Here is a 26,198-nt window from a genome sequence, read left to right as displayed (position 1 = left end):
TTATGGTCGGGGCTTCGATTGTTGAGGGAACGCCGTCCGATCGCATCCCGCGTCCACGATCCGTGCGCGATCGTGGACAAGCGATCAGTACTGCGGCATGTTGTCGAAATTGAAGCCGAGCGCGGCGAGCTGTTCGCGACCCTCCGGCGTGATCTTGTCCATCGTCCAGCGCGGCTGCCACGTCCAGTCGATGCGGAACTCCTCGACCAAGCCGGCCAGCGTGCTCGCGCATTCGTCCTCGATCAGGTCGGTGAGCGGGCATGCCGGCGTGGTGAGCGTCATCGTGATGATCGCCCGTCCCAGCTCGTCGATCTCGATGCCGTAGACGAGGCCAAGATCGATCACGTCGATGCCGAGCTCCGGATCGATGACCTGATGCAGCGCCTCCTTGACGTCGGCCGCGGTGGCGCGCCCGATCTCGTCGACGGCCTTGAGCGGGATGTCGTCCTCGCTGCTGTGTTCGTCGCCGTGGCCGCATTCGCTCTTGGGATGACGGCCGCACGCGCACATCTCAACGTCGCCGTCCGCATCGGCGGACGGGACCGGCGCGGGACGCCCGTTCGGGAAGCCCGCGGCCAGATTCGGGTTGGCCATCACGCGACGAGCGGCCTCCTCGTCGCCCAGCACCTTGTTCACCGCATCGAACACCGACGGTTCGGGTTCGGGCACCAGATTGTCGCTCATATCACTCCAGACGTTATACGGAACATTCGTATTCAATATACTCCGGCTCCCCTCGCCTGAGGGAAGCCGAAGCCGTTATTTCGCGGCCAGCGCCTTGGCCACCGAGTCGCGCATGCCCTCCCAGCCGAGCAGCGCGCATTTGATGCGCATCGGGTACTTGGAGACGCCCTGGAACACGACCGCGTCCTCGAGCCGCTCCTCCTTGGCCTCGTCGTCCAGCCCCGCGCCGCGCGATTCCATCAGCTGATGGAAGTCGCGGAACAGTTCCATCGCCTCGTCCACGGTCTTGCCGGCGCACAGGTCGACCATCACCGACAGGCTCGCCTGCGAGATCGAGCAGCCGTGGCCGTCCCAGACCAGACGCTCGATGCGGTGCGGTTCGGCGTCGGAGACCTCGACGTGCACGGTCGCCTCGTCGCCGCAGGTCGGGTTGAACTGGTGGGATTCACCCGGCGTGCAGTATTCGTGGCTGGCGCGGATCGTGGAGTCTCCCGCCGACGCGCTGTCCTCCGACGCGAGGTCGGGCGCGAAGGATTCCTTGCCATGCGGATCGCGTGCGGCCTCGAGGATGACCTCCTGATACATCTGTTCGAGATCATCGCCGCTCATGCCAAAATCGTTCATGCATCACACCTTAAAGAACGGACGGACTTGCGACACGGCCTCGACCAGTGCCGCCGCGTCGTCGACGCTGTTGTACACGCCGCTCGACGCTCGGTTGGACGCGTACAGGCCGAAGTGACGGTGCACCGGCTGCGCGCAATGGTGGCCGACGCGGATGGCGATGCCCTGCGCGTCGATGAACTGGCCGACGTCGTGCGGATGCACGCCGGCCACGTCGAACGCAACGGTGCCGATGCGGTCTACGTTCTCGCGCGGCCCCAGAATGCGCACGCCGTCGATGTCGCCGAGCTTGAGCAGTTCGGCGGCGATCGTCCTCTCATGCGCCTCGACATTCTCCATGCCGATGTTCATCATCCATTCGGCGGCCACGCCCGCGGCCACGACCTGCGCGACCGGCTGCGTGCCGGCCTCGAAGCGCGCCGGAGGCTCCATGTACTGCGCAGGCTGGTCCATCCATGCGAGCTCCACCATCGAGCCGCCGAAGTTCGCCGGCGGCAGCGCCTCGAGCAGCTCGCGCCTGCCGTACAAGAAGCCGACGCCGGTCGGACCGTACATCTTGTGCGCGCTCCATGCGGCGAAGTCGACGTCCAGCGCGTGGAAGTCGACCTTGAGATGCGGCACCGACTGGCATGCGTCGAGGATGAACACGGCGCCGACCTGGTGGGCGCGGCGCACGATCGGCGCGATGTCGGTGATCGCGCCGGTGGTGTTGCCCACGTGCGTGACCGCCACGACCTTGGTGCGCTCGGTGATGACCTCGTCGGCCGTGTCGGAGCGGATGCGGCCGTCCTCGGTCAGATCGAACCACTTGAGCGTGGCGCCGGTGCGATAGGCCAGCTCCTGGAACGGCAGCAGCACCGAATGATGCTCCGCCTTCGAGACCACGATCTCGTCGCCGGGCTTGAGGGCGAACCGCCTGGCCGCCTCTCCCCCACGGCCCAGGCTCGCGTTGCCGAACGCGGTGGCCAGCAGGTTCAGGCCCGCCGTCGCGCCGCCGGTGACGACGATCTCCTCCCGTCCCTCTTCGGCGTTCGCGCCGACCAGACGCGCGACCTTGGCACGGGCCTCCTCGAACGCCACGGTCGAACGCGCCGCCAGCTCATGCGCGCCGCGGTGCACGCCCGCGTTGATCGTACGGTAGAACTCGGCCTCCGCGTCGATCACGCACTGCGGCTTCTGCGACGTCGCGGCCGAGTCAAGGTACACGAGCGGATGCCCGTGCACCTCCTGGTCCAGAATCGGGAATTGCGCCCGAATCGCTGCAAAATCCACCAATATGTTCCCCTTAGTCAGTCCAATAAATGCGATGTTCCGCATACGCGAGCGTGCGGCCGGGATGTTCCGTTCACGACCGTATGGCTTGGCCGAGCGGCCCGGAGCGTGTCGGGAATGGAACATCCCGGCCGCACGCGGTCACCGAACGTGACTACTTATGCCAGCGCGGATTCGGAGTCGGCGCCTTCGGGCAGGTAGGCGTCGTAGCCGTGCTCCTCGAGTTCGTCGGCCAGCTCCGGGCCGCCGGTCTTGACGAAGTGGCCGTCGGCGAAGACGTGCACGATGTCCGGCTTGATGTACTTCAGGATGCGCGTGTAGTGCGTGACCATGAGGATGCCGAAGTCGTTGGCCTCCTTGGCGCGGTTCACGCCTTCGGACACGATGCGCAGCGCGTCGACGTCGAGGCCGGAGTCGGTCTCGTCGAGGATCGCGAACTTGGGCTTCAAGAGTTCGAGCTGGAGCACTTCGGCGCGCTTCTTCTCACCGCCGGAGAAGCCCTCGTTGACCGAGCGCGTGGCGAACTTCGGGTCCATGCGCAGGCGCTTCATCGCCTCGGACAGTTCCTTGGTCCACGTGCGGATGGCCGGGGCCTTGCCGTCGATCTCGGTCTTGGCGGTGCGCAGGAAGTTGGTCATCGACACGCCCGGCACCTCGACCGGGTACTGCATGGCGAGGAACAGGCCCTCCTTGGCGCGCTCGTCCGGGGTCTGCTTCAGGATGTCGACGCCGTCGAGCAGCACTTCGCCCGAATCGACCTCGTACTTGGGGTGGCCGGCCAGCGTGTAGGCGAGCGTGGACTTGCCGGAGCCGTTGGGGCCCATGATGGCGTGCGTCTCACCGGAGTTGACGGTCAGGTTCACGCCCTTGAGGATCTGCTTGCGGCCTTCCTTGGTTTCGACGGAGGCGTACAGGTCCTTGATTTCCAGAGTGGACATTGGATTCTCCTGTTACTGACGGATGAAAAGTCTGGTATGGGTTACTTGTCTTCGAGCACGGCCTGCATGGCCGCATCCTCGCCGCGCGCGAGGCGGCGGTCGATCACGTCCATGAGGTGCTGGGCGACGGACGGCACGCCGATCTCCTCGACGAGTTCGCCGAAGAAGCCGCGTACGACGAGCTTGCGCGCCTCGGTTTCGGGGATGCCGCGCGACTGCAGGTAGAACAGCTCCTCGTCGTCGAAGCGGCCGACGGAGCTGGCGTGGCCTGCGCCGATGATGTTGCCGTTCTCGATCTCGAGGTTCGGCTCGGAGTCGGCGATCGCGCCGGGGGTGAGCACGAGGTTGCGGTTGAGCTCGTAGGAGTCGGTGCCGGGCGCGGTGGGCGCGATCAGGGCGTTGCCGACCCACGTGGAGTGTGCGTCCTTGCCGTCGAGCGCGCCCTTGTAGACCACGCGCGACTTGCATTCGGGATGGTTGTGGACGACCATCGTGCGGTGTTCGATGTGTTCGCCCGGGTCGACGAAGTAGATGCCGAGCATGTTGAGGTCGCCCTGCGGGCCGCCGAAGTCCTGGTCCATGCGGATGCGCACGACGCTGCCGCCGAGCGTGACGACGGAGTGGCGCAGCGAGGCGTTCTCGCCCACGTGGATGCGGTGGTTGCCGACGTGCTTGGAGCCCTTGTCCCATTCCTGGATGAACGTGGCGGAGACGTGGGAGTCCTTGCCGGTGGTGATTTCGACGCCTTCGGCGAGGCGCGCGGTGCCGTTGTGCTCGACGACGACGTCGCCGTGCGTGCCGTCGGCCGCGACGATCGTCAGGTGCAGCGCGTCGAGGTCCTCGCCGCCGCCGATGACGCGGATGAGCACGGGCTGGCGCAGTTCGCCCTTGAGTTCGATGATGGTGGCGGTGTGGCCGGAGTTCCACTCGACCACGGACGCGCGGTCGTTCGGTTTGGACACGGTTCCGGAGCCGCCTTCGCCGAGCCTGGTCTGGCTGACGGTCACATGCTTGGGGTCGACCGGCGTGCCGTCCACGTTGGAGATGACCAGCGTGGTCTCGCCGCTCGGCTTGAACACGTCGAAGAATTCGGCGATGCGGTCGAGGGGCGTGTAGCGCCAGTCCTCCTGCTTGTTCGTCGGCGTGGGGAAGTCGGCCACGTCGAACGAGCGCGGCTCCTTGTCGGCGCTCGACGGCATGGCGGCCGGGATCGCGTACGGGTCGTTCGGATCCGCGACGGGAATGTTGAGTTCAGCAGTATTCGATGCCATGGGAATCAGCCCACCGATCCTTCCATCTGCAGTTCGACCAAGCGGTTCAGTTCAAGCGCGTACTCCATCGGCAGCTCGCGGCTGATCGGCTCGACGAAGCCGCGCACGATCATGCCCATGGCCTCCTTCTCCTCGAGGCCGCGGCTCATCAGATAGAACAGCTGGTCCTCGGAGACCTTGGAGACGGTCGCCTCGTGGGCCATCGTCACGTCGTCCTCGCGCACGTCGACATGCGGGTACGTGTCGGAGCGGCTGAAGTCGTCGACGAGCAGCGCGTCGCACACGGTCGAGTTCGACGAGCCGTACGCGCCGTCGACGATCTTGACGAGGCCGCGGTAGGCGGACCGGCCGCCGCCGCGCGAGATCGACTTGGCGACGATCGTGGACTTGGTGTGCGGGGCGAGGTGGATCATCTTCGCGCCGGTGTCCTGGTACTGGCCCTTGCCGGCGAAGCCGAGCGACATCGTGGACGCCGTGGCGTACGGCTCGGCGAGGATGCAGGCCGGGTATTTCATGGTCGCCTTGGAGCCGATGTTGCCGTCGACCCATTCCATCGTGCCGCCTTCGCGCACGTAGGCGCGCTGCGTGACGAGGTTGTACACGTTGTTCGACCAGTTCTGCACGGTGGTGTAGCGCACGCGGGCGTGCTTCTCGACGATGATCTCGACGATGGCCGCGTGCAGCGAGTCCTCGGACCAGATCGGCGCGGTGCAGCCTTCGACGTAGTGCACGTAGGAGCCTTCGTCGGCGATGATGAGCGTGCGTTCGAACTGGCCCATGGCCGGCGTGTTGATGCGGAAGTACGCCTGCAGCGGGATGTCGACGTGCACGCCCTTCGGCACGTAGACGAACGAGCCGCCGGACCATGCGGCGGTGTTCAGCGCTCCGAACTTGTTGTCCTCCGGGGAGACGACGGTGCCGAAGTACTTGCGCACGAGGTCGGGGTATTCGCGCACGGCGGTGTCGGTATCGACGAAGATCACGCCCTGCTTCTTCAGGTCCTCCTGGATGGAGTTGTAGATGACCTCGGACTCGTACTGGGCGGCCACGCCGGAGACGAGGCGCTTCTTTTCGGCCTCCGGGATGCCGAGGCGGTCGTAGGTGGAGCGGATGTCGTCCGGCAGCTCCTCCCACGTCTTGGCCTGCTTGTCGATCGGCTTGACGTAGTACTTGAAATCATCGGCGTTGAATCCGCTCAGGTCGACGCCCCAGTCGGGCATCGGCTTGTCGAGGAACGCCTTGAATCCGCGCAGACGCATGTCGAGCATCCACTGCGGCTCTCCCTTGTCGGCGCTGATGGCGCGCACGACGTTCTCGTCGATGCCGCGCTTGGCGGCCTCGCCGGCGGCGTCGGAATCATGCCAGCCGTAGCTGTAGTCGCCGAACTGCTGGATGATCTCGTCATCCTGTTTGATCTTCTCCTCGTTGACGCGGGCGCGATCGGCCACATACTGGCTCATCTCCACGTCAGCCGCGGCGTTTGGCGCTTGGTTTTCGCTCACCGTACGCTTCCCTCCAATCGACTTCACAAAGTACCTAGGTAAATCTAACAGAACCCGTCGCGAAACACTAGCCGGCGGGCTGTATATTGGCCGGCATCGGACGTGATGTTGCCGACAGGCCTCCGGACGCACGTCGTCACGGCCGATATGCGACGAACGGGGCGTCGGCCATTGCGGCCGTTCCGCCCCGTTCGTCGTGGATCCCGTACCCGCCGCCGCGCCTATCCGCGCGCAACGGGTCCGGCGTCACACCTGCACGTGCACGCTTGTGCCGTACACGGCCCAGTTGTAGAACCATTCGGCCTGATCCCAGCCGATGCCGACGCAGCCATGCGAGGTGTTGCCGAGCGCGGCGACCTGTGCGTCGTTCATCGCGGTCTTCGTGGCGATGCGGTGGATCGCGCAGCCGGTGTGCGAGAAGTAGTTGACGTATCCCACGCCCTTGACGTCCCAGCTTTCAGTGGAACCGTCGGACAGGGTGAGGTTGCCGCTCATGTCCTGCGATTCGTACTTGAGCCAGATGGTGAAGTCGCCGGTCGGCGTGCACAGGTCCTGTCCGGTGCATTCGCCGGTCTTGCGGTCGTTGCCCTGGCCGGCGGACATGCTCATCGTGCGGATCAGCTTGCCGTTTTCGTAGGCATACACCTTGTTGTCGGACAGATCGACGACGACGTGGCGCTTGGTCGTCTTGGTCTTCATCGCGTCGATGCTGCCCTGCACGTCGAGCGAGCCGCCGCCGTTGGCGAGCAGCGTCGCCCCGTCCGTGCCGATGTTCGCGTCCGCGCCGTCGGTGATGGAGATGCCGTCATGGCCTTCCTTGAGCACCTTGATTTCCTCGTCGTTGTTGTTGACGATGACTTCGCGATCCTCGCGCTTGGTGTTGAAGGTCGGCTTGATGCTGTTCTCGTAGTACTGCTGGAGCTTGTCCGCGCTGAACACGACGTATCCGTCGCGGGTTTCTCCGGTGGCGAGCTTGGCGTTCTCGTTCGCGTTGACGGTGGACGCCGCGGCCAGCGCGTTGGCGTCGAGGGTCGCGATGGTGTGGTCGCCGATCTTGAGCGTCACGGGGTTCTTGACGAGCTTGTCGAGCGTGGCCTTGGCCTGTTCGGCGATCTTGTCGGTGACGGCCGGATCGGTGGATTTGAGCTCCACGTTCATGGTCTTCGACTCGTTCGCGCCGAGCGTTTCGACGAGCGCGACCGCGGCCTTGGCGACCGGCTCGGGATCGGCGCCCTGTCCCTGCTGTCCGGCGACGGTTTCGAAGCCGTTCTTGTCGGCGTTGAGCGTCACCTGCGCGTCGACCGGCTTGACCTCGCTGATGGACAGTCGGCTGTTGAGTTCGGAGGAGTCCGCCGCGGCCGGATTGGCCGGTTCGGTGCTCACGTCCTTGGTGATCCAGAACGCGTAGCGCTGCCACCATGCGTCATCGCGCTTGGCGCTCAGCACCTCGTTGGCGATGGCCTGCGAGTCGACGCTCAGACCGAGATCCTTGAGCGTGATCTTGGCGGTGTTGCCGTTGTATGAGACGGTCACGCTGGACTTGGCCACCGCGGCGTCGATGTCGTCGGCGATCTGGGACTGCGACTTGCCGACGACGGAATTGCCCCACAACGTCACGCCGGGCAGGGCGTGCGACTGGAAGAACCAGTAGGCGCCGCCCGCGACCGCCGCCAGCATCGCGATGATGGCGGCGAGCACCCACGGCCAGACCAGACGGCGCCTGGGCGCGCGTTCGATGCTTCTGATCTCGTCCGCCGACATCGGAGCGGCGAACGAGTCCAGGCTGATGGGACGCAGCACCGCGGTCGACTCGCCGTCCGCGGCGAACGCCATCGATCCGGCGCCGGTGTTGCCGCGCTGGGGGAACCCGTTGTTGGACTGTCCGTTATTGTTGCTCATGCGAACTCTTGTTCATTCTCTGTGTATTACTGCCCGCGCTCATGCGCGTTGCCCATCATTATGCACCATGCCCATGAATTCCAAGGGAATCCATGGGCATGGTTCGTTATCGGCTGAGCGTGATATATATCACGCCCCATCCCGCCGTGCGGTCCCGCCTACGCTCAGCGCTGGTGGTCGGCCTGATGGTCGAGCGCGGCCTTGACGAGCCCGGCGAACAGCGGGTGCGGCTTGGTCGGGCGGGACTTGAACTCCGGGTGGGCCTGGGTGGCCACGTAGAACGGGTGCACGTCGGTCGGCAGCTCAACGAACTCGGTGAGCTCGCCGTCCGGGCTCTGGCCCGAGATGCGCAGGCCGGCCTCGCGCAGGCGGTCCTTGTAGGCCACGTTCACTTCGTAGCGGTGGCGGTGGCGTTCGGTCACGTGCGTGGTGCCGTACAGTTCGGCGACGAGCGAGCCCTCCTCGAGCACGGCCGGGTAGGAGCCGAGACGCATGGTGTGGCCCATGTCGCCGTGGCCCGCGACGATGTCCTTCTGCTCCTCCATCGTGGCGATGACCGGGTTCGCGCACTCCGGCTCGAATTCGGTGGAGTTCGCGTCCTCGATGCCGAGCACGTGGCGGGCGTATTCGATGACCATCGACTGCAGGCCGAGGCACAGGCCGAGCGCCGGCAGCTTGTTCTCGCGCGCGTACTTGAGCGCGCCGATCTTGCCGTCGATGCCGCGGATGCCGAAGCCGCCCGGGATCACGATGCCGTCGACCTGGTCGAGCGCGGCGGCCGCGCCCTCCTCGGTCTCGCACTTGTCGGCCGCGACCCACTTGACGTTGACCTTGGCCCAGTTGGCGAAGCCGCCGGCCTTGATGGCCTCGGTGACGGACAGGTACGCGTCCGGCAGGTCGATGTACTTGCCGACGATCGCGATGTTGACCTCGTGCTTCGGATGGTGCACGCGCTCGAGCAGATCGGCCCACTCGTCCCAGTCGACGTCGTGGAACGGCAGTCCGAGCTCGCGCACGACGTATGCGTCGAGGCCCTCGTTGAACAGGATCTTCGGCACGTCGTAGATGCTCGGCGCGTCCACGCAGTTAACCACGCCCTCCTCGTCCACGTCGCACATCAGGGAGATCTTGTCCTTGATGGACTTGTTGAGCGGACGGTCGCTTCGCAGCACGAGCGCGTCCGGGGTGATGCCGAGCTGGCGCAGCATCATGACGGAGTGCTGGGTCGGCTTGGTCTTGAGCTCGTGGGCGGCGGAGATGTACGGCACGAGGGAGACGTGCACGAACATGCAGTTCTCCGCGCCGAGGTCGCGGCGCACCTCGCGGGCGGCCTCAAGGAACGGCTGGGATTCGATGTCGCCGACGGTGCCGCCGATTTCGGTGATGATCACGTCGACGTCGTCGCCCGCCTGGGCACGCATGCGGGACTTGATCTCGTTGGTGATGTGCGGGATGACCTGCACGCACTGGCCGAGGTATTCGCCGGCGCGCTCCTTGCGCAGCACCTCCTGGTAGATCTGGCCGGTGGTGACGTTCGCCTTCTGGGAGAGGAAGACGTCGAGGAAGCGCTCGTAGTGGCCGATGTCGAGATCGGTCTCGGCGCCGTCCTCGGTCACGTAGACCTCGCCGTGCTGGAACGGGTTCATCGTGCCCGGGTCCACGTTGATGTACGGATCGAGCTTCTGCTGAAGAACGTGGATGCCGCGGCTGCGCAGAAGGCGGCCGAGCGAAGAGGCGGTCAGGCCCTTGCCGAGTGAGGAAACGACGCCGCCGGTGACGAAGATATGCTTGGTGACGTGTTCTTGGGAATTGCCATGTTGTCTTCTAACCATGGAATTCCATCCTATCATCCGCATGTGACCGGGCGTGTTCACGCAATGGGCCCGTCCGTTGCGTGGAACGGACGGGCCCAAAAACGAGCGGCCGACGTGGCGGTCCGCCTTACGTCACTCCCCGCGTTCGGAGAGGATGTGCGCGACCGCTTCGAGCGCGAGCTTGTAGCCGTAGAAGCCGAGACCGGTGATGGTGCCGGTGGCGACCGGGCTGATCACGGAACGCTTGCGGAACTCGTCGCGTGCGGACGGGTTGGAGATGTGCACCTCCATGAGCGGCAGGCCGGCGTCGCCGACCATGTGGGCGGCGTCCGCAAGCCCGTAGCTGTAGTGGGTGAACGCGGCCGGATTCATCACCACGGGCGTTTTCTCGTCGGCTGCCTGATGCATCCAGTGGATGATCTCGGCTTCGTCGTCGGTCTGACGCACTTCGACGTCGAGGCCGAGTTCGGCGCCCCACGTGGTGCATAGGCGACGCAGCTCCTCGAGATCCTGCCGGCCGTACACGTCGGGCTGGCGCACGCCGAGACGGCCGAGGTTGGGTCCGTTGACGACGATCACTTTGGTCATGGTTGCTCCTTTGACGGGGATGACGACGGATTCAGTGCTGGATGCGGCGGAACGCCTCTTCGACCGCGTCCGCCGGCGGATCGTCGAGATGCATCATGCGGCCGGGTCCGCCGTCGAGCACGACGAAGCGCAGCTTGTTGCCGCGGGCCTTCTTGTCGCGGTGCATGATCGCGAGCACGTCGTCGAACGAGCCGCCGTTCCACGAGGTCGGCAGGCCGAGCGAGGCGAGCAGCGAACGGTGGTAGTCCACGAGGTCCCGGTCGATGTGGCCGAGCAGGCAGGCCAGTTCGGCCGCATACACCATGCCGACGGCCACCGCGTTGCCGTGCCGCCAGCGGAAGTGCTCCATCTTCTCGATCGCATGTCCCATCGTGTGGCCGTAGTTGAGGAACTCGCGCAGTCCGGCCTCCTTGAGATCGGCGGACACGTGCTTCGCCTTGACGCGCACGGTGCGTTCGATGAGTTCGGCGACCACATCCTCGAGCGGCGTGCCGAGGAACGATGCGCCGTCGAAGGCGCGCAGTTCGGCCGCGTGCCCCTCCAGGATGCGCAGGATCTCGGTGTCCGAGATGAAGCCGGATTTGGCGACCTCGCCGAGGCCCTCGATGAAGATGTCGTTGGGCAGGGAGGCGAGCGTGGTCATGTCGGCGAGCACGCCGGCGGGCGTGTAGAACGAGCCGACGAGGTTCTTGCCGGCCGCGGTGTTGATGCCGGTCTTGCCGCCGGTGGAGGCATCGACCATGGCCAGCAACGAGGTCGGACAGTTCACGTAGCGGATGCCGCGCATCCATGTGGCCGCGATGAATCCGGCCAGATCGGTGGCCGCGCCGCCGCCCACGCCCACGACCGCGTCGGAGCGGGTGAAGCCTTCGGCGCCGAGCCGCTCCCACACGCCGTTGGCCACGGTGACGGTCTTGCCCGCCTCCGCGTCCGGGATGACGATGTCGGAGACCTCGTAGCCGGCCTGCCGCAGCAGGGCGCGGGCCCGGTCGGAGTGCCGCTGCACCGGCTGGGTGTGGATCAGAGCGATGCGCGCCGGCTTGTCGCCGAGCATGGGGGCGAGATGGTTCATCGCGCCTTCGCCGATGCGCACGTTGTAGTCGTCCGCCGAGACGACCCCGACGTGCACGACGCGTTCCTCGATCATGTTCATCACCTTTCTTGCGGCCATCTGGGGAGTGGAGCCGTGCGTGCGCACATGCACGTTGGCGATCCGGTCGAACACAGGGTCGCGCTGCTCGTACAGGCGCATCCAGCGCGCGTCGGCGTCGCCGCCGTCGAGCATGGGGCGTCCGCCGCCGCGGTTGGCCCGTTCCATGGCCTCCTTGGGATCGGCCTGCAGGTAGATCACCCGGCCTCCCCCGTCGATGTAGTCGGCCAGCGCGTCCTGCGTGGCGGGGGTCATGGGGGCTCCGCCACCGAGTGCGAACAGGCCTCCGAAACCGTCCAGCGTGCGCCGGATCAGGTCGCTTTCGACCTGGCGGAACGCCGGTTCGCCGTACTGCGAGAAGTATTCGGGGATGGTCATGCCGACCTCGTGCTCGATCTCGATGTCGGCGTCCTTGAACGGCAGTCCCATCATCTGCGAGACCTCGCGGCCGACGCGGGTCTTGCCCGCGCCCATCATGCCGATGATGACGGCCACGGGATGCTGCGTGCCGGCATCGCTCATCGCATGTGCTCCGGCCACGAGGCGAGGTAGGACTCCATGTTGCGCCGGGTTTCGGTCACGCTGTCGCCGCCGAACTTCTCGAGCACGAACTTCGCGAGCGTAAGCCTGACCATCGCCTCGGCCACGACGGACGCGGCCGGCACGGCGGTCGAATCGGACCGCTGGTTGATGGCCTGCGCGGCATCGCCGTTGGCCACGTCGACGGTGCGCAGCGCGCGCGGGATCGACGGGATCGGCTTCATCGCGGCGCGCACGCGGATCGGCTCGCCGTTGGACATGCCGCCTTCGATGCCGCCGGCGCGGTTGGTCAGACGGGTGATGCGGCCGTCGTCGCCGGGCACCATCTCGTCGTGCGCGGCGGAACCCGGGCGCACGGCCTCGAGGAAGCCGTCGCCGATCTCCACGCCCTTGATGGCCTGGATGCCCATGACGGCGGACGCCAGCGCCGCGTCGAGGCGACGGTCGGATTCGACGTACGTGCCGAGTCCCGCGGGCACGCCGTACGCGATCACTTCGATCACGCCGCCGACCGTGTCGGCATTGGCCTTGATCTCGTCGATGCGACGGATCATGCGCTCCTCGGCGGCCTTGTCGAGCGTGCGCACCGGGGACGCGTCGAGCGCGGCCACGTCGTCGGGTGTCGGCAGCACGCGGTCCGCGGCGGTTTCGTCCACGCCGGCGCCGCCGATGGACAGCACGTGCGCGACGGTGCGGATGCCGGCGGCCTGTTCGAGGAACTTCGCGGCGACCGCGCCGAGCGCGACGCGGGACGCGGTCTCGCGCGCGCTGGAACGTTCGAGCACCGGACGCGCGTCGTCGAAGCCGTACTTGCGCATGCCGGTCAGGTCGGCATGGCCCGGGCGCGGACGGCTCAGCGGCGCGTTGCGTCCCTCGCGCGGCAGATCATGGTCGAGCGGGTCGGCGCTCATCACCTCGGTCCACTTGGGCCATTCGGTGTTCGCGATCTCGATGGCGACCGGGGAGCCAAGCGTGGAGCCGTGGCGCACGCCGGTGAGCAGGCGCACCTTGTCCTGTTCGAACTTCATGCGCGCGCCGCGGCCGTAGCCGAGGCGGCGCCTCGCCAAAGCGGACACGACGTCGTCCGTGCGGATCTCGACCCCGGCCGGAAGCCCCTCGATCATCGCCACCAGTGCTTCGCCGTGCGATTCGCCCGCCGTCTGCCAGCGCAACATACCGTACTCTCCTTTTGCTTGTCGTCGTCAACTGCGGGCTATTGTAGCGGTATGCCTTACCTTGCGATGTTGCCGAGTCTGCTCTGTGGACTGGCGGTCGGCGCCGAAGACGTGCGCCGCCGACGCGTGCCGCGCGCGTGGATCGCCGCGGGCTGTCTGACGCAGCTGATCGCCGACGTCGTCTACGGCCTGGCGGTCAACTCGCTGTTCGTCGTGCCGCAGGCCGTGCTGTTCGCGATGGTCGCGGCGGTGCTGCAGTGCCTGCTCGCGCTGGCGAGGCCGGGCGCGCTCGGATTCGGCGACGTGACGTGCACGCTGATGACGGGACTCGCCGTCGGCCTGTTCGGTCTGGATGCGATGATCGTCTGGTGGCTAGCGATGGGATTGCTGGGACTGGCGTGGATGACGCTCTGGATACGGTTCGACCCGCAATCCGATACGCCGTACGCCGGCAAGGTGCCGTTCGCCCCGGTGATCGTGATTGCGGGCCTGGCCGCGGGGATGTTCGGGATCGCGCTTTAGTTCGCGTTCTCGTTGTTGGTCTTGTACTCGTTCACGTACTGCTGGAACTGGGCGTTCTGCTCGTCCAGCGTACCCGTGGTGAACTTGGTCTCGCCGGTGCTCAGATCGACGGTGACGAAGAAGAGCCAGTCGCCTTCCTCCGGACTCAGCGCGGCCTTGATGGCGCTGTCGCCGGGGTTGCTGATCGGGGTCGGCGTCAGTCCCTTATGCACACGCGTGTTGTACGGGTTCGATTCGTCGGACAGCTGCGCGTCGGTCAGCTCGCTGGCCTTGATCCCGAGTCCGTAGGCGACGGTGGTGTCCATGCCCAGCGTCATGCCCTGTTCGATGCGGTTGTCGATGACGCGGGTGACCTTGGCGTAGTATTCCTCGGAATTGACCTCGGCCTCGGCGATGGACGCGATCTTGAGGATGTCGTCGCGTTCGCTGCCCGTGGGCACGCCGAGCTTGTCGAGTTTGGCGATGCGCGCGTCGACCATGTCCTTGACGACGTCGGCCGCCTCCCGGTTCTGGACATTGTATGCGCCGGGTTCGAGCCATCCTTCGAAGCTTCCTCCGGCTTCGGCCGGCAGGATGCCGCTGCCGTCGCCCTCGAGCAGGCTCTTGAACGCGTCCGCGTCGAATCCGTCCACCGCCGCGGCGTTGGCGATCACGTCGCTGAGCCGCTCGCCGGGCCTGACCTCAAGGAAGCCGCCGGCCTTGCTCTGATCGGACAGGATCGTGACCACGTCGGACGCCTTCATGTGCGTCTTGAGCGCGAAGGTTCCCGGGTAGAGCGTGGCGTCGACGGAGGCGACCGCATTGGTGAACGCCGCCGCCGATTTGACGATGTCGGCCTTGACGAGGTTTTCGCCGACCTCGCCCGCGCCCTGGCCGCTCGAGACGGTGAACGTCACGTCCTCGTCGCCCGGGCCGCTGTAGTCCTGCACCGCCGCGGCCGTATCGGTGCCGCGCGCGTCGCGCCATGCCTTGAGCTTGCCCATGCCGACGACGCCGATGACGACGACCAGCACGGCCACGACGAGGGCCGCGACGGCGGTGATCATCCGACGGCGGCGGATGCGCTCTCGTTTGCGCCGCATTTCGCTGCGCGATGCCGGAGGCTGCGGCGGCAGGGCGAAAAAGTCGCCATGCGCGTCGTCCCCGGCTCCCTCATCAGAGAAAAAATGCTCGAGATCCTCACCCAATGGTTCTCTCCCCGTCTTCCGTCCACTCGTTGCCATCCAGCGCCGACTGCAGGATCACGACCGCCGACTGCTGGTCGACCACCGGCCGATGCCTGCGTCCGGAGACCTGCGCCTCGTGCAGCTGCCGGTGCGCGCTGACCGTGGTCAGCCGTTCGTCCAGCAGGACAATGTCGGGGACCTGCGCGACGGCGCACTCCCCCGCGTCGATGTAGTCCTGCATCCTGCGCGCCAGATTGGCCGCCCATCGGCGCGCCTTCTTGGCGCTTTTGCCTTCGGTGCCGTCGAGCTGCAGCGGCAGCCCCACCACGACGCGTTCCACCGATTCGTCCTCTATGACGCCGATGACGTCGTCCAACGCCTGAAATGAATCACCATACACCCTGATGTTGCCCGCAGGGTGCGCAAGGGTGAGCTCCGGGTCGGACAACGCGAGTCCGACCCGGGCATCACCCAAATCAACGCCGAGCCATACCACAGGCGGCTCAGCCCTTCAGCGCCTCGTTCTTCAACGCGGCGACCGCCTCGTCGATCTTCGAGGCGTCGGCGCCGCCGCCCTGGGCGAAGTCCGGCTTGCCGCCGCCACCGCCGCCGAGGATCTTGGACGCGCCGCGCACGAGGTCGCCGGCCTTGATGCCGGCCTTGCGGGCCGCCTCGTTGGTGGCCACGGCGACCATCGGCTTGTCGTCCTCGGACACGCCGGCAAGGGCCACCACAACGGGCGCCTCGTCGCCGAGCTGGCCGCGCACGTCGAGCACGGTCTTGCGCAGCGCGTCGAACGAGCCGAAGTGGCCGACGTTCTTCGCGGCGACCTTGACCGGGGCCGCGGACGCGCGGGTCTCGGCCACAAGCGCCGGCATGGCGGCGGCCAGCTGGCTCTCGTACATGGCGGCGAGACGGCGGTCGGATTCCTTGAGCTTGGCGAGCAGCGTGTTCACACGCTCGGCCAGCTCGTCCGGGCGGGCGTTGAGCTTGTCGCTCAGCTGGGAGACGAGCGCGTGCTCGCGGGCGTTGAAGTCGTATGCGCCCTGGCCGACGAGCGCGTCGACGCGGCGCACGCCGGAGCCGATGGAGGCCTCGGACATGATGTTGACCATGCCGATCTTGCCGACGTGGTCGACGTGGGTGCCGCCGCACAGCTCACGGCTCCAGCCGTCCTCGCCGATGGACACGACGCGCACGACGTCGCCGTACTTCTCGCCGAACAGGTGCATCGCGCCGAGCGCGATGGCGTCGTCGAACTTCATCTCCTTGGTGGTGACTGCCAGGTTGTCGCGCAGCTTCTCGTTGACGCGGGCCTCGACGGCGTTCATCACGGTCTTGGACGGGGCCTTGGACCACTGGAAGTCGAAGCGCAGGCGGTTCGGGGCGTCCTCGGAGCCGCGCTGGGTGGCCTGCGGGCCGAGCTCCTCGCGCAGCGCCTTGTGCACCATGTGCGTGGCGGTGTGCGAGCGGGCGATGGCGCCACGGCGCTCGAGGTCGATGTTCGCGTTGACCGGCGAGCCGACCACGAGGGTGCCTTCGGTCAGGCGGCACTGGTGGACGATGAGATCCTTGATCGGCTTCTGTACGTCGTCGACCTCGAGCACCGCGCCGTCGTCGGACAGGATCTCTCCCTGGTCGGCGAGCTGGCCGCCGGCCTCCGCGTAGAACGGGGTGCGGTCGAGGATGACCTCGATGTTCGCCGGGGCGGTGACGGCCGGGACGGAGCCCTTGCCTTCCTGCATGATGCCGATGACGGTGCCACGCGCGGAGAAGTCGGTGTAGCCGAGGAAGTCGATCGGCTTGGCGAGCGTCTTCTTGAAGTCGTCGTAGACGGACAGATCCACGTTGTGGCGCTTCTTGAGCGCGTCGGCGCGGGCGCGGGACTTCTGCTCGCTCATGAGCTCGCGGAACTTCGCCTCGTCGACCTTGACGCCCTGGTCGGCCGCCATCTCGAGGGTGAGCTCGATCGGGAAGCCGTAGGTGTCGTGCAGCGTGAACGCGTCGTCGCCGGAGACGGTCGGGTCGGCGTTCTTCTTCGCGTTGGCCACGGCCACGTCGAGGATCTGGATGCCGTTGTCGAGCGTGCGGCGGAACGCGTCCTCCTCGCCGTAGGCGGCTTCGGACACGTCGTGGAACGTGTCGTTGAGCTCCGGGTAGGAGGCGACCATCGCGTCCTTGGACACGGGCAGCAGCTCCGGGATGACCGGATCGGTCACGCCGAGCACGCGCATGGCCTGGATGGTGCGGCGCAGCAGGCGGCGCAGCACGTAGCCGCGGCCGACGTTGGACGGACGCACGCCGTCGGACATGATCATGAGGGCGGAGCGCACGTGGTCGGCCACGACGCGGAACTTCACGTCGGCCTTCTCGTCCTCGCCGTACTTGCGACCCGAAAGGCGTTCGGCGGCCTCGATGACCGGGAAGACCTCGTCGGTCTCGTAGATGTTCTGCTTGCCCTGCATCAGGTAGGCGAGGCGTTCGAGGCCCGCACCGGTGTCGATGTTCTTGTTCTCGAGCTCGCCGACGATGTGCAGGTCGGTCTTGGACTTGACGTTGTCGACCTCGTAGTTCTCGAAGACGAGGTCCCAGATCTCGATGTAGCGGTTCTCATCGGCGATCGGGCCGCCCTCGACGCCGTACTCGGGGCCGCGATCGACGTAGATCTCGGAGCACGGGCCGCCGGGGCCGGGGCCGCCGGTGGTCCAGAAGTTGTCCTCCATGCCCATGATCTGGATGTGCTCGGGGTCGACGCCCTCGTTCTTCCACAGCGAGCGGGCTTCCTCGTCGTCGGTGAACGTGGTCATCCACAGCTTCTCCGGATCGAAGCCGTAGCCGCCCTGGTCCTGCGGGGTGGTCAGCAGCTCCCACGCGTAGTGGATGGCCTCCTCCTTGAAGTAGTCGCCGAAGGAGAAGTTGCCGAGCATCTGGAAGAAGGTGCCGTGACGGGTGGTCTTGCCGACCTCGTCGATGTCGAGCGTGCGCACGCACTTCTGGTTGGAGGCCATGCGGTGCTTGGGCGGGGTCTGCTCGCCCATCAGGTACGGGATGAACGGCACCATGCCGGCGATGGTGAACAGGGTCGTCGGGTTCGGCGAGATCAGGGACGCCGAGGGCACGATGAGGTGGTCGTGCTTGCCGAAATAGTCGAGGTAGCGCTTCGCGATTTCTGAAGTGCGCATAAGTGTGATTGGACTCCTTGTGGTTGGACAGCGCGTTCGCGCCGTCCGGATGGTTGTGGTTTGCCGTCCGATAGATGCTTGCCGGAAAGTGGACGACCGGGCGTGCGGCTACCGGCCCGCGCGTTCGGTGTAGGTCCTGTTGAGCTCAGCCTCGCGGGCTCGGCGGGTCGCGTTGAATTCGTTGACGAGCCCTTCGAGGGTGCGCATGGTGACATGGTCCTGGTCTGGGCCGAGCACGAACTGGCGCATGGCATCGGGGGTGTTGGCCTTCACGTAGGCGTTCGCCTTGGATACGGCGATCACGCCGGCAGCAAAGCCCAGCCCGAGCCAGAAGATTCGTTTGAACATCACTCCCCCTTGGTCGCGTTGCCGTTCGCGCCGCCGACGCCCTGCTTCGCGAGGAAGGAACGGGCCGTGGATTTGAGCGCGTACGTGGCCGAGGCGATCTTGATGATGGGCTTGCCGAGGAACGAACCGTACAGGTCCGTGAGCGCCCCGACGTTGTTGGCGGTGGTGGAGGCCGCGGCGGAGATGCGGTTGACGTCCTCGAGCGACTTGTTGACCTGCCTGACGGTGGTCACGCCCTCGTCGAGCGCCGGAATCGCATGTTCGCCGGATTCCCTGACCGTTTCGGCGATCTGGTCGAACAGCTTGCCGAGTCGGATCAGCGGGTAGATCATGAACCCCGCGAGCACGGCGAACGCGATCGCGGCGATCAGGCCGGCGATTTCTCCAACACCCATCAGAACCTCTTTCCTGCATCACGGCATTACCCGTGCACACAATACCCGCACAACACTAGCCAACGGACGCGACGCGCGCAACCGGATGATGCGGCCCGACCGATGTTCACTGGTTGTATCGCGTGATCGTGAGCGCCTCGGGGAACGGCTTGTCCGTGTCGAAGTCAATGTCGGTGACCGACCCGTTGGCCGGCCGTTCGCTCAGGTCGAGGCCGTCGCCGCCGAAACGGTGGGCGAGGCTGAGCAGCGTGTTGCCGTGCGAGATCTGCAGCACGTCATCGCCGTCCTTCAGGTTCGGGTTGGCGGCGATCAGCGCGAACGCGCCTTCCACGCGCGCCCAGTATTCCTCGTCTGATTCCGCATCGTGGAACGGGTCGGCCTCCTTGAGGAAGTCGCGCGTGGCGGCGAGACCGAACTTGGCGACGATGTCGTTGTAGTTCTTGGCGCCGTGGGGGCCTCCGGCCGCCGTCCATGCGAGCGACATGTCCTGTCCTTCGAAGTATCCGTAGCACTGCTCGCGGAAGTGCATGTCCGCAACGAGCGTGGGGCGGGCATGCCCGGCGGCCTCGTTGATGTCGAGGATGCGCGCGGCGGTGATCTCGGCGCGCGTGGTGTCCGAGCAGTACGCCGCGGCGAAGTCATAGCCGGAGAGCTTGTGTCCGGCCTTGTCGGCGTCGGCGATGCCGGATTCGGTCAGCGGCGAGTTGCACCAGCCCTGCAGTCGGTTGTAGCGGTTGAACGTGGTCTGCCCGTGGCGGACCAGATGCAGATGCAGAATCATGGTTTTCAATATAGCCGGAATACACGAACGCCCCGGGCCTTTGGGCCACGGGGCGTTCGTGCGTATGTATGTCCTTAAGCTGTAAATTCTTACAGTTGGTAGGGAATCCAGATCAGCGAGCGTAGAACTCGACGACGTACTGGATGTTGACCTGCACCGGGATCTCTTCGACCTCCGGCTTGCGGGTGAGGGTCGCCTTCAGGGAGGCGAGGTTCACGTCGAGGTAGCCCGGAACCGCCGGCAGCACGTCACGGTGCACGCCTTCGGCGGCGATCTGGAACGGGACCATGGTCTGGCTCTTGGCCTTCACCTGGATGGTCTGGCCCGGCTTGACGCGGTAGGACGGACGGTCCACGATGTTGCCGTCGACGAGGATGTGACGGTGCACCACGAACTGACGGGCCTGGGCGGTGGTGCGGGCGATGCCGGCACGCAGGACCAGGTTGTCGAGACGGGTCTCGAGGTCGGTCAGCATGGCGTTGCCGGTCTGGCCGGCGGTGCGGGTGGCCTCCTCGTAGGCGCGGCGCAGCTGCTTCTCGGACACGCCGTACTGGGCGCGCAGACGCTGCTTCTCGCGCAGACGGACCGCGTAATCGGACTCGGTGCGGCGACGGGTGCGGCCGTGCTCGCCCGGGGCGTACGGACGCTTTTCGAAGATGCGCTGAGCCTTCGGGGTCAGTGCAATGCCGAGGGCGCGGGAAAGGCGCACCTGACGGCGGGAACGCTGAACGTTCGTCATTGGTTTATTCCTTTTGTTGTTCTGTCGTTGTCTGAACGGAAGCGCGACGATCCTGCGATCGGCGCGCTGAGCCAGCCTCTCCAGCGCTTTTCCGCAACGAGCGCGAACGGCGGGGAACCGTGCGGTTCCCGGTCGCCGACCCGCTGATGGGCCAAGGCTCCAGACAGTGCGGCCTCGCGGCGCACACCAATCGTCAACTATACACACGGGGTACGGACAGCGCGCGTCGCGCCGCCGCGGCGCCGCCGGTCACGCCTCGGACAGCAGGCCGCGATCCATGCGCAGCGTGCGGTCGACGTACGCGAGCGCGTCCGGATCGTGCGTGACCATGAGCACGGCGGTGCCGCCGTCGGCGACGTCGCGCAGCAGACGCATGACGATCGCCGTGCTTTCCGCGTCGAGGTCGCCGGTGGGTTCGTCGGCGATCAGCAGCTTCGGACGGTTCATGAGCGCGCGGGCGATGGACACGCGCCGCATCTCGCCGCCGGACAGCTCCTTGGGATAGCAGCCGGCCAGATCGTCGACCTGCAGCGATTGCAGCAGATCGTGGGCGCGGAACGTCAGCGGATCATCGTCGTCGAGCCTCTCCGGCGCGATCACGTCCGGCATGTCGTCGTCGCGAGACGCGGAGGGGACGGCGTCCCCGGTCGCGTCCATATCGGGACGTCCGTCCGTGTCGCGGAGGGCGTCCCCCGCCATCGCCGCCGGCAGGATCACGTTGTCGAGCACCGTCAGGTTCGCCAGCAGCGTGGCCGACTGCGTGACGAATCCGATCGTACGGTTGCGCATCGCGGACGCCTCGCGGTCGTCGAGCGAGGCGACGTCGCGGCCGTCCACCGTCACCGATCCGCCGGTCGGCCGCAGCAGCCCGGTGATCAGGTTGAGCAGCGTGCTCTTGCCGTTGCCGGACCTGCCGACGATCGCGACGAACTCGCCCGGCGCGACGGTCAGGTTCACATGGTCGACGGCGGCGAACGGCTTGCCGCGGCGGCGGAACTCGCGGGTCAGGTCATGGGTCTCCAGCATCGCGTCCACTACTCCCCCTCACGCAGCGTCAGGTACGTCTCCGGCGCGGACAGCCTCACGGCCGACACGACCGACGCGGCGAGTCCGGTGGCGACCGCGAAGACCAGACCGGCTACGACCAGCGCGAGCACGGTCGCGACCCCGGTCTGCAGGTACGGCAGCTGCAGGCGCTGGCCGATCAGCGTGTTGAACGGCAGGATCGCCAGCGAGGCGCCGGCGATGCCGATCACGCCGCCGATCAGGCCGACGGCGGCGGATTCGCGCACGATGACGCCGACCAGCATGCCGCGCGTGGCGCCCATGATGCGGTAGGCGGCGAACTCCCGCTTGCGCTCGTTCATCGCGGAGGCGAACACGGCGAGCAGGACGACGAGTCCCATGATCCAGAACACGGCGAGGAACAGGCCGGCGTAGCCGATGATCGCGTCGAGGCTGGCCTTGGTGGAGGCCGTCACGCCGCCCGGGTAGACGTAGCCGAGTCCGGTGACGCCGTCCGCCTTGACCGTCTCGGCGATGTTCGCGGCGACGGTCTTCGCCTCGGCGCCGTCGGTCCTGATCAGCACCGCCGAGATGGCCTTGTCGGCGTATTCGGCCGGGATGGCGGCGTGTCCGGCCTTCGCGGAGTACGAGACGACGGCGGGGATGGTCGTCTCGTTGACGAACACCGAGTTGTCGAGGCTGGTGCCGGCGGAGGCGAGCTGCGCGGCGACCGGGAATTCGTGGTTGTACAGTTTGATCGTGCCGTTCGCGGACACGTTGATGTTCGCGCCGGCCACGACCTCGCCGTCCTTGAGCGCGCCGTCGTACTGCGAGGTGATCCACGGTTCGATCACGAAATCGGTGGCCGGGTCGAAGCCGATGATCTGCACCTTCTCGTCGCAGCAGGCGGCGGCGAGCGACGATATATAGGTCTGCGCGGTGACCTGGCCCACGCCGTCGGCGGAGGCCACGGCCCGTTCGATGTCGTTGGTGAAGTAGAACGTGCTCGAGCTTCCGCTGGTCAGCAGCGCCTCCGCCTTGGTGCCGGTGTTCTGCGGCACGACCATGAGGTCGGCGCCCATGCGTTCCTGCATGCTGTTCAGACCGGCCTTCAGGTTCGTGGCGAGCAGCGCGCCGCCGTAGAACGCGACGGTGAGCATGGTGACGACGATGACGAGCGCGGCCGTGCGGAACGGCTTGCGTTTCAGATTCTCGAACGGCAGGCTTTTCAGGGTGACGTGCGGCATGGTCAGCGCTTCGCGTTCTTCGGGGCGTTCAGGTCCAGCCATGCCGCGATCGCGGCGAGAACGACGGCGAGCACGCCGAGGACGATGAGCGTGGGCAGCGTGACCATGTGGCAGTGCATCATCGCGCCCTTGCACACGCCGATGAGCACGGTCGGCACGGCGACGACGAACGCCGCGTTCAGTGCGACGGCGATGTCGAGTCCGGCACGGACCTTGGAGTCGACGAACAGACCGATCACGCCGAGCAATGCGATGACGACGCCCAGCCCGAGCGCGGCCTGCGCGGTGTAGTGGCAGGCCATCTTCATGCCGTCCTCGACCTTGCACACGTAGGCGAAGGTCTGCGGGGCGACGGCGATGAGCGCGCCGAGCACGATGGCGGGCAGGGTGGCGAACAGTTTGCGGGTCATGTCTTCCTCTCAAGATCTCTGGTTTGCCGTGAACTGTGCAGATTATGCCAGTGGCAAACCCGAAAAACAAGACTTGACTTTTCCGCCAGTCCCTGCTATCGACGCGCGGTCGCGAAGGCTCCGTGAGAAAAACTCGTCAGAGTTTTTCGATTGCTGAGCCGTCAAGCGGACAGTCCGGTGGACTGTCCGTAGGCGAAGTGAGCGGCATCGCCGCGAAGGCTCCGTGAGAAAAGCTCGTCAGAGCTTTTCGATCGGAGCACGGTTGAGCATCAACCGCTTGGTCCCGGCCGAGCCGAAGTCGACGGTGATGACCGACTTGGCGCCCTTGTCGAGCGTGTCGACGACGGTGCCGAGACCGTACATGTCGTGCGTGATGCGGTCGCCGACGTGGAAGTCGGCGATGTTCAGCCCGTTGTCGCGGGGTGCGCCCGGCGCGGCGGACGATGCGGAACCGCCGGTCTTCGGCGCGACCCGTCGCGTCGTGACGCGTCCGGAGCGTGACGACGATCCCGAGCCGGAACCGTAGCCGTACGACGATCCGGACGACCCGTACGAACGCGAACCGTATCCGGAACGGCCGTTCGAACCGGCGGAACCCGAGCGGGAGCCGCCCGCCGATCCTCCACGGGAGCGCGAACCGGCGCCCGCGCCGAATCTCCGCGTCCCCGACCCGTACGACGAGCCGGAAGCCGACTCGGACGAACCGTAGGAGGAGCCGTACGTCGACCCGCCGTACGTCGTGCCGCCGAAGTCGTCGTCGCCCCATCCGCCGAACTCGTCGTCGTCGAACCCGCCGTTCGACCAGTTCGCGCGCATGCGCTCCACGCCGGCCTCCCGACGCTTCCAGTCGATCAGATCGGACGGGATCTCGTCGAGGAACTGGCTGGGCATCATCTCGTTGGCCTGTCCCCACTGGGCGCGCACGGCCGCACGCGTCACGTACAGCCGCCGCTTGGCACGCGTGATGCCCACGTAGGCGAGCCTGCGCTCCTCGGACAGCTCGCTCGCATCCTCCATGGCCCTGGAATGCGGGAACGTGCCCTGTTCCATGCCGGTGAGGAACACGACCGGGTATTCGAGGCCCTTGGCGGTGTGCAATGTCATGAGCGTCACCTTGCCGGAGTCCTCGCCCTCGCCCGGCAGCTGGTCGGAGTCCGCGACGAGCGCCGTGGTCTCGAGGAAGCCGGCGAGCGTCGCGTCGGGCGTGTTCTGTTCGAATTCGGCGGCCACGGACTGCAGCTGCGAAAGGTTCTCGACGCGCGAGGCGTCCTGCGGGTCCTCGGATTTGCGCAGTTCGTCGAGCAGCCCGGACTTGGAGAGCACTTCCGCCACGATGTCGCTCGGCCGGTTGGCCGGATCGGCGGCGAACTTGCGCAGCCCGTCCATGAGGTCGCGGAAGGCGCGCAGCTGGTTGGCGGTGCGCGTGGGCACGCCTTCGATCGAGTCGAGCCGTTCGACGGCCGCGTAGAACGGGATCGCGTTCATGTCGGCGTATCCGACGACGATCGCCTCGGCCCGCGCGCCGAGCCCGCGCTTGGGCACGTTGAGGATCCGCCGCATGTTCACGTCGTCGGCCGGGTTGACGATGGCCTGCAGGTAGGCGATGGCGTCCTTGATCTCGCGACGCTCGTAGAAGCGCGTGCCGCCGACCAGCTGGTAGGGCAGGCCCGCGTTGATGAGCGCCTCCTCGAGCGAGCGCGACTGCGCGTTGGCGCGGTACATGACCGCCATGTCGGAGTATGCGATGGCCTCCTCGCCGTGCAGGCGCGCGATCTCGCCGGCGATCCACGCGGCCTCCTGCTGCGCGTTGTCGGCCGCATAGCCGACGATCGGCTCGCCCTTGCCGAGTGCGGTCCACAGCTTCTTCGGCTTGCGGCCCTCGTTGTTGGAGATGACCGCGTTCGCCGCGTCGAGGATGGTCTGCGTGGAACGGTAGTTCTGTTCGAGCATGATGGTCTTCGCGTTCGGGAAGTCCTGCTCGAAGTCCTGGATGTTGCGGATGTCGGCGCCGCGGAACGCGTAGATCGACTGGTCGGAGTCGCCGACGACGGTGATCCACGCCTGTCCCTCGCGCCCGGCATACGGCATGTCCGCCGGAACCGGCGCGCCCTTGGCCGCGTCCACGCCGGCGAGCTCGCGCACGAGCACGTACTGCGCGTGGTTGGTGTCCTGGTACTCGTCGACGAGAATATAACGGAACTTGTGCCGGTAGTAGTCGGCCACGGCCGGGTCGCGGCGCAGCAGTTCGACGGTGCGGCCGATCAGGTCGTCGAAGTCGACGGCGTTCGCCGCGGCGAGCCGGTGCTGGTATTCGGCGTAGACGACCGCGTACAGCGCTTCGGCGTTGCCCGGATTGCCGATCTGGTAGCCGCGCTGTCCGGGACGGTAGTCGGGCGCCTGCTCGCGCAGCTTGTCCTGCCAGCCTTCGAGGTTGTTCTTGTAGTCGGAGATGCGCGAGAGGATGGCTCGCGGCGTGTACCGCTTGACGTCGATGTTGAGGTCGGCGGCGATGAGCTTGACGAGACGCTCGCAGTCGGCCGTGTCGTAGATCGAGAAGCCGGGGTCGAGGCCGATGGACTTGCCGTCGCGGCGCAGGATGCGCACGCAGGCGGAATGGAACGTCGACACCCACATGCGTTCGGCCACGGGTCCGATGAGCGCGGCGAGTCGTTCGCGCATTTCGGCGGCGGCCTTGTTGGTGAACGTGATGGCGAGGATCTGGCTGGGCCATGCGCCGAACTGGCTGAGGATGTAGGCGATGCGCCGCGTGAGCACGCGCGTCTTGCCGGAGCCGGCGCCCGCGCCGATGAGCAGGGCCGGCCCGCGGTACTGGACCGCCTCCGCCTGCTGCGGGTTGAGGTCGCCGACGAGTTCGTTCGCGCTTCTTGCGATGAGATCCGGATCCTGCTGCACGCTGCTCCCCTTGTTCTGTGTCCTGCGGCCGCG

23 protein-coding genes are annotated in these 26,198 nt (G+C 66.6%); 1 reads left to right on the top strand and 22 read right to left on the bottom strand.

Features of this window, described 5'->3' with window-relative positions; translation table 11 throughout:
* Positions 1–84: 84 nt before the first annotated feature.
* The 11 genes from JS533_RS03075 to aroC form a co-directional block, all read right to left on the bottom strand.
* Positions 85–684: a metal-sulfur cluster assembly factor gene (locus tag JS533_RS03075; protein ID WP_241513065.1), complete on the bottom strand. Its 600-nt coding sequence runs from the start codon at positions 682–684 to the stop codon at positions 85–87.
* A 75-nt stretch (positions 685–759) separates the two neighbouring features.
* Complete coding sequence (sufU, locus tag JS533_RS03070; RefSeq protein WP_241513064.1) at positions 760–1,308, bottom strand: Fe-S cluster assembly sulfur transfer protein SufU; 549 nt, start codon at positions 1,306–1,308, stop codon at positions 760–762.
* Positions 1,309–1,311: 3 nt separating this feature from the next.
* Positions 1,312–2,583 (bottom strand): cysteine desulfurase, encoded by a 1,272-nt coding sequence (locus JS533_RS03065; protein WP_241513063.1) that lies wholly within the window; start codon positions 2,581–2,583, stop codon positions 1,312–1,314.
* 155 nt (positions 2,584–2,738) lie between these two features.
* Positions 2,739–3,518 (bottom strand): Fe-S cluster assembly ATPase SufC, encoded by a 780-nt coding sequence (gene sufC, locus JS533_RS03060; protein WP_241513062.1) that lies wholly within the window; start codon positions 3,516–3,518, stop codon positions 2,739–2,741.
* A 41-nt stretch (positions 3,519–3,559) separates the two neighbouring features.
* Positions 3,560–4,789: a Fe-S cluster assembly protein SufD gene (gene sufD / locus JS533_RS03055; RefSeq protein WP_241513061.1), complete on the bottom strand. Its 1,230-nt coding sequence runs from the start codon at positions 4,787–4,789 to the stop codon at positions 3,560–3,562.
* A gap of 5 nt (positions 4,790–4,794) precedes the next feature.
* On the bottom strand, positions 4,795–6,249 hold the full coding sequence (gene sufB, locus JS533_RS03050; RefSeq protein ID WP_051923850.1) for a Fe-S cluster assembly protein SufB: 1,455 nt from the start codon (positions 6,247–6,249) through the stop codon (positions 4,795–4,797).
* Positions 6,250–6,537: 288 nt separating this feature from the next.
* Complete coding sequence (locus tag JS533_RS03045) at positions 6,538–8,190, bottom strand: L,D-transpeptidase (RefSeq protein ID WP_241513060.1); 1,653 nt, start codon at positions 8,188–8,190, stop codon at positions 6,538–6,540.
* A 164-nt stretch (positions 8,191–8,354) separates the two neighbouring features.
* The gene (locus tag JS533_RS03040) at positions 8,355–10,022 is read right to left on the bottom strand and encodes a CTP synthase (RefSeq protein WP_241513059.1); all 1,668 of its coding nucleotides are present in this window, start codon (positions 10,020–10,022) and stop codon (positions 8,355–8,357) included.
* A gap of 114 nt (positions 10,023–10,136) precedes the next feature.
* On the bottom strand, positions 10,137–10,592 hold the full coding sequence (gene aroQ / locus JS533_RS03035) for a type II 3-dehydroquinate dehydratase (RefSeq protein WP_241513058.1): 456 nt from the start codon (positions 10,590–10,592) through the stop codon (positions 10,137–10,139).
* Between the two features lie 31 nt (positions 10,593–10,623).
* Positions 10,624–12,264, bottom strand: a complete 1,641-nt coding sequence (locus JS533_RS03030; RefSeq protein ID WP_241513087.1) for a bifunctional shikimate kinase/3-dehydroquinate synthase — start codon at positions 12,262–12,264, stop codon at positions 10,624–10,626.
* On the bottom strand, positions 12,261–13,457 hold the full coding sequence (aroC, locus tag JS533_RS03025) for a chorismate synthase (protein ID WP_241513057.1): 1,197 nt from the start codon (positions 13,455–13,457) through the stop codon (positions 12,261–12,263). The genes JS533_RS03030 and aroC overlap by 4 nt, the downstream gene beginning before the upstream one ends.
* A 51-nt stretch (positions 13,458–13,508) precedes the next feature.
* Between aroC and JS533_RS03020 the strand changes: the two genes are divergently transcribed.
* Positions 13,509–13,979: a prepilin peptidase gene (locus tag JS533_RS03020; protein WP_241513056.1), complete on the top strand. Its 471-nt coding sequence runs from the start codon at positions 13,509–13,511 to the stop codon at positions 13,977–13,979.
* Here JS533_RS03020 and mltG read toward each other — a convergent pair.
* From mltG to JS533_RS02965, 11 genes are all read right to left on the bottom strand, one after another.
* A complete protein-coding gene (gene mltG / locus JS533_RS03015) occupies positions 13,976–15,166 on the bottom strand; it encodes an endolytic transglycosylase MltG (RefSeq protein ID WP_241513055.1) in 1,191 nt (396 codons plus the stop codon). The genes JS533_RS03020 and mltG overlap by 4 nt on opposite strands.
* Positions 15,159–15,641: a Holliday junction resolvase RuvX gene (gene ruvX, locus JS533_RS03010; RefSeq protein WP_241513054.1), complete on the bottom strand. Its 483-nt coding sequence runs from the start codon at positions 15,639–15,641 to the stop codon at positions 15,159–15,161. The genes mltG and ruvX overlap by 8 nt, the downstream gene beginning before the upstream one ends.
* Before the next feature lie 7 nt (positions 15,642–15,648).
* Complete coding sequence (gene alaS, locus JS533_RS03005) at positions 15,649–18,327, bottom strand: alanine--tRNA ligase (RefSeq protein ID WP_241513053.1); 2,679 nt, start codon at positions 18,325–18,327, stop codon at positions 15,649–15,651.
* A gap of 108 nt (positions 18,328–18,435) precedes the next feature.
* Positions 18,436–18,675 carry a hypothetical protein gene (locus JS533_RS03000; RefSeq protein WP_241513052.1) on the bottom strand — a complete coding sequence of 80 codons (240 nt, stop codon included), beginning with the start codon at positions 18,673–18,675 and terminating at the stop codon, positions 18,436–18,438.
* Positions 18,675–19,070, bottom strand: a complete 396-nt coding sequence (locus tag JS533_RS02995) for a DUF948 domain-containing protein (protein WP_241513051.1) — start codon at positions 19,068–19,070, stop codon at positions 18,675–18,677. Before JS533_RS02995 ends, JS533_RS03000 begins: the two co-directional genes overlap by 1 nt.
* Before the next feature lie 106 nt (positions 19,071–19,176).
* Complete coding sequence (locus tag JS533_RS02990) at positions 19,177–19,851, bottom strand: histidine phosphatase family protein (protein ID WP_241513050.1); 675 nt, start codon at positions 19,849–19,851, stop codon at positions 19,177–19,179.
* Positions 19,852–19,963: 112 nt separating this feature from the next.
* On the bottom strand, positions 19,964–20,590 hold the full coding sequence (gene rpsD / locus JS533_RS02985) for a 30S ribosomal protein S4 (RefSeq protein WP_033495585.1): 627 nt from the start codon (positions 20,588–20,590) through the stop codon (positions 19,964–19,966).
* 249 nt (positions 20,591–20,839) lie between these two features.
* The gene (locus JS533_RS02980) at positions 20,840–21,616 is read right to left on the bottom strand and encodes an ABC transporter ATP-binding protein (protein ID WP_241513049.1); all 777 of its coding nucleotides are present in this window, start codon (positions 21,614–21,616) and stop codon (positions 20,840–20,842) included.
* 8 nt (positions 21,617–21,624) lie between these two features.
* A complete protein-coding gene (locus JS533_RS02975; protein ID WP_241513086.1) occupies positions 21,625–22,842 on the bottom strand; it encodes an ABC transporter permease in 1,218 nt (405 codons plus the stop codon).
* Between the two features lie 2 nt (positions 22,843–22,844).
* Positions 22,845–23,252, bottom strand: a complete 408-nt coding sequence (locus JS533_RS02970) for a DUF4418 family protein (protein WP_241513048.1) — start codon at positions 23,250–23,252, stop codon at positions 22,845–22,847.
* Positions 23,253–23,489: 237 nt separating this feature from the next.
* Entirely contained in the window at positions 23,490–26,165 is a 2,676-nt protein-coding gene (locus tag JS533_RS02965; protein ID WP_241513047.1) for an ATP-dependent helicase, read from the bottom strand.
* Positions 26,166–26,198 lie beyond the last annotated feature (33 nt).

Origin of the sequence: Bifidobacterium amazonense (assembly GCF_018555435.2) — a bacterium.
GTDB lineage: Bacteria > Actinomycetota > Actinomycetes > Actinomycetales > Bifidobacteriaceae > Bifidobacterium > Bifidobacterium amazonense.
The sequence above is the reverse complement of the archived record's forward strand: the minus strand, read 5'-3'. Positions and strand labels throughout refer to the sequence as shown.